Annotated in this window: 4 protein-coding genes and 1 pseudogene; 1 reads left to right on the top strand and 4 read right to left on the bottom strand. The window is 71.0% G+C overall.

What is annotated here, in order from left to right:
• Window positions 1-41: 41 nt before the first annotated feature.
• The 3 genes and pseudogenes from B9O00_RS31935 to B9O00_RS31930 all read right to left on the bottom strand — a co-directional run bounded on the left by B9O00_RS31935 (window position 42) and on the right by B9O00_RS31930 (window position 2623).
• Window positions 42-1961 (bottom strand): Mu transposase C-terminal domain-containing protein, encoded by a 1920-nt coding sequence (locus B9O00_RS31935; protein WP_235017245.1) that lies wholly within the window; start codon window positions 1959-1961, stop codon window positions 42-44.
• Between the two features lie 15 nt (window positions 1962-1976).
• Window positions 1977-2171: pseudogene (locus tag B9O00_RS34315) on the bottom strand (DNA-binding protein); the annotation flags it as partial.
• Window positions 2168-2623, bottom strand: a complete 456-nt coding sequence (locus B9O00_RS31930; protein ID WP_085127484.1) for a hypothetical protein — start codon at window positions 2621-2623, stop codon at window positions 2168-2170. The pseudogene B9O00_RS34315 and the gene B9O00_RS31930, both read right to left, overlap by 4 nt.
• 258 nt (window positions 2624-2881) lie before the next feature.
• Here B9O00_RS31930 and B9O00_RS31925 point away from each other — a divergent pair, with 258 nt between their 5' ends.
• Window positions 2882-3091, top strand: coding sequence for a hypothetical protein (locus B9O00_RS31925; protein WP_085127482.1), 210 nt, complete (start codon window positions 2882-2884; stop codon window positions 3089-3091).
• Between the two features lie 213 nt (window positions 3092-3304).
• On the opposite strand, the gene B9O00_RS31915 is transcribed toward B9O00_RS31925, so the two are convergent.
• A partial coding sequence (locus tag B9O00_RS31915) for a helix-turn-helix domain-containing protein (RefSeq protein ID WP_218822990.1) occupies window positions 3305-3666 on the bottom strand: 362 nt, incomplete at its 5' end.

Raw genomic sequence — 3666 nt, 5'->3', positions numbered from 1 at the left:
GATCCATCCAACATGCTTCAGCTCCTTGACTGTTGTTTCATTTACCCGGCCGCGGTCATCGGGAAGGCACTCCCGAAGTCCGCGGCCATCCTCATCCGGGCCTTCCAGTCGTGATGGGTCTGGTAGTGCGCGTGCCAGCGCGCCTCGGCGTCGCCGATCGTCTCGCCGGCCTTGATCTGGCGGTCGACCTCGCACCACAGCTCGAAGCGCGCCTCGGGGTCGTCAGGGACCCTGAAGCCCGTCGCCGTTGCCGCCTGCCGCTCGCCGGCCATCTCCGCGACGAGCGCGGCCTGACGCGCCTCGATCTCGCCGGCAAAGGGCATGGGGGCGAAGGGCGTGGCGGGCTGGTGCTCCAGCAGGCCGGGACCGCGCTCGGCCTCGACCTCCTCGGCGTGCTGCCGCAGCAGGCGGAGGCGGGCCTCGGCGCGCTCCTGCCTGGAGTGCTCGACCTTGCTGGCCGGCTGCTCGGGGATGACGTTGGCGTCGCGCTCGGCGACGCAGATCAGGCGGCCCTCGTCGAGGGTGCGCACCCACACCCGGGAACCGTCGTGGATATCGTAGCCGACCCGCACCTTCTCCCGGCCGAGGGGGACCAGATCCCGGTGGAAGTAGCGGCCCCAGGGCAGCTTGATCTCGCCGCGATAGGCGGTGCGGACCTGGTAGGGCCGGAACAGGTCATCGGTCGCCTCGGCCGGCAGCGTCATGGGCTCCCAGCCTTGCGCGCGCCAGTCCGCCAGGCACTCGGCCGGCGACATGTGCCGCAGCCGGCCGGTCGCCGCGTCGCGGATCTTCGGGAGGCCGCGGTGCGGCCGGTTGTTGTAGGCCTCGACCTCCGTCTCCGCCCAGGACAGGAAGTCCTTCCAGCTCATCAGCAGGCGCGAGGCGCCGGTCTCCTTGATGTCGCTGGCGACCAGCTTGACGATGCGGCGCCGCGCCTCGTTGTCCATGTCGCGGCCGTTGTAGGTCGGCAGCGAGCGCGCCGAGCGCTTCCACAAGGTCCCCTGCAGGCGCTCGATCTTGCCGCGCGCCTGGGCGCGGCCGGGCAGCGCCTGGGTCGGCGTCGCGCCGATGCGGCCGAGGAAGCCGGTGACTGCCGCCGAACTGGCCTCGCCGGTCATCACCTGGTTGACGAAGCCGCTGCCGTTGTCGGTGTAGAGCAGGGCGAACTGGCCCAGCCGCTCGACGCCGCAGCGCAGCGTGTCCATCACTACCCAGGTGCTCTCGGCCAGGCCGGCCGACCACCCGAAGACGTAGCGGGTGACGACGTCCATGACGGCGCAGACCTCGGGCCGGAACGGCCGGCCGTGGACCGGGTGCGCGACGTCGGCCTTGAAGGTGTGGCCGTCCGCCGTGACCACGTCGAGCGGCTCCAGCCCCTCGGTGGAGCGGCGCTTGAAGCCCTTGACCGACAGCAGCGCGTTCGGGCCGAGGCGGCCGCGCTCGCGCTCGACGACCGACAGCCGCTTCAGGAAGCGCCGCGCCTGGTCATACGAGGGGGCCGGAACGTCTTCCGGCAGGATGCCGGGCAGGTCTTCCATGACGGCCGCCAGCGGCCGCTTCGTGGGCGCCCGGTAGAGCCGCATCAGGAAGGGCGCCCACGCCGGGATCACGAGGAGCGCCCGCGCCTCGCGCGGGGCGAGAGCGGCAGCGCCCTTCACCGCCTCGGCCCGCCAACGGTAGATGGAGGGGCGGGAAAGGGTCCTCTTTCCGTCCTTCCCGGTCCGCGCGTTGGCGACCGGCACGAGCGCCTGCAGCTCGGGCCGGAGCCGGCCCTCCGCGGCGCGCTCCACGACCTCCATGATCGCCGCCTTCGGGCCGCTGACCACCGCCAGGCGGTCGACCTCGTCCAGGATCGCGGCCCGTGCCTCCAGGCAGCGGCGCTGCCAGTCGGCGAGCGGTGCGGCCTCCGCGAGCGGCTTCTCGGGCTCGGCCGACGCTGGGAGGCTTGCGGGGGCCGGCACTGCGTCCGCGGCCCTCTTCAGCAGCGCCTTGCGGGCTTTATCCGGCAGGCTGGAGACGTGATAAAGCCAAGCCTGCGAGCTGCCAGGCGCACGCTCTCTCCGCCACTTCTGGCGGTCCGCGATCTTGTTGACGCCTCGCGCGGTGGACGCGCCAATGCCGGGGACGCCGGCAAGCTCAATGGCGCTGTACCACTCCTTCACCGCGCTCATCGTGCCGCCTCCTGCAGCAACGGCAGGGGTGGCAGGCTGGACGCGATGCGGCGCTGCTCGTCCTGGCCGTAGGCGATCAGCAGCGCCCACTGCCCGAGCCGCGCCAGGCGCGCTTCCTGGGTGTCGCTGAGGCGGGCGCCGATGTCGGCCGCCAGCCGCTCCATCACGTGGTTGGTCCCGGCGGCGATGCAGAAGGCCGGCAGCAGGTCGGCCGGCATCCGGTTCGGCCGGGCCGAGCCGGTCCAGGTGTCGAGCATCGGCTTGGTGACCGGCCGGCCGGCGAGCGCCGTCATCGCCTCGGCGATCTCCGCCCGGTCGAGCGGCGAGCGCTCGATCGCCTCGTTCAGCCAGCGCCGGAGCTGCTGGTCGATGTCGTGGGAGGCCGGCGCCTGGCTCGGCGCCTCGGGCACGGCCACCAGCTCGATCCGGTCGAGCAGGCGGAGGAAGTCCATCTGGCGCGGATCTCGGCGGCGCCCTGTTTTCCTTGCTGTCATGCTGCGGAACCCCTTCGTTTTCTTGGTCTTCACCGCGCGCCGAAAAAGCACGACCGGACGCCCGTGGGCGCCCGGCCGTGGAGTTTCGGGTCGCAGCTGCCGGGAAAGCCCGCCCGGCGCGGGTGACGAGACTGGCGGCCGTCACCTTGGCGGATGACGGCCACCGGCCCTTCCCCTAGTCTCGATGTCGCCAAACAACCGAGGGGGGAACTTTGAATGTCAGTCGAATTCGGTGCGCACGAGAAGATCTTCGCGCTCTTCACTGCCAACGTGGCGCTGGTCCGCACTCTCTCAGAGAGCGGTGCGCTCGACCGAACGCTGTTCATCGAGCAGTTGTCTGCGGCTCGCCAATGGCTCATCCAGCACGGGGAGAAGGGAGCGCTGACTGCGTTCGACGAGCTCATCCCGATGCTCACTGACGCTTAGCCGCCCAGCCGCGAGGCGGGCTCCGATCGGCCCGCCAACACCTTGCGGCCTTCATCGAGGCGGCGAGCCGGCTCAGCTCGGCCGTCGCCTCTTCGAACGAGGCTCCCGACGCAACGAGACGCTCTATCGCGGCCCCGATCTCCGCGAGGTCTCGATCCGTCACGCCTGACGGCACACTGAGCGACGGGCGGAAGTAGGCGGCGGCGTCCGTGCTCATGCCGCCCTCCGCCTTTGAACATTACGGCGGCGGCCGGCTGCGCTATCCTTGTCAACATTCGTGGCGCCGCGCCCCTGCCGGGGTGTGCCGTCTGGATGATGGAAGTGCGGCCAGAGCGAGAAGAGGCCGGCGCCCAGGTCCTCGGCGATCGCCCGCATGGGACCCGGGACGTACCGGCCATAGGCGAGCACGTTGCTCAGGGACGACTGGGCGTAGCCGATCTTCCTGGCGAAGGCGGCGATCGTGCCGTGCCGCTTGCGCAGTGCCGCCCGGATATCCTCCGGATGCCATCCCTGGGGCGTGTCCGCCATCTCTGGTCCTTCTTCTGCCCGACCCTGCCAGGTCGGGTTTTGCTGGG

This window comes from Tistlia consotensis USBA 355 (genome assembly GCF_900177295.1).
In the GTDB taxonomy this organism is placed as follows: Bacteria; Pseudomonadota; Alphaproteobacteria; order Kiloniellales; family DSM-21159; genus Tistlia; species Tistlia consotensis.
This window is presented reverse-complemented; position numbering and strand designations above follow the sequence as displayed.

What these genes read in the sequence shown, in the direction of transcription:
- B9O00_RS31930 (WP_085127484.1), bottom strand. Translation starts at nt 2,623, where the DNA reads ATGGACTTCCTCCGCCTGCTCGACCGGATCGAGCTGGTGGCCGTGCCC.
- B9O00_RS31925 (WP_085127482.1), top strand. Translation starts at nt 2,882, where the DNA reads ATGTCAGTCGAATTCGGTGCGCACGAGAAGATCTTCGCGCTCTTCACT.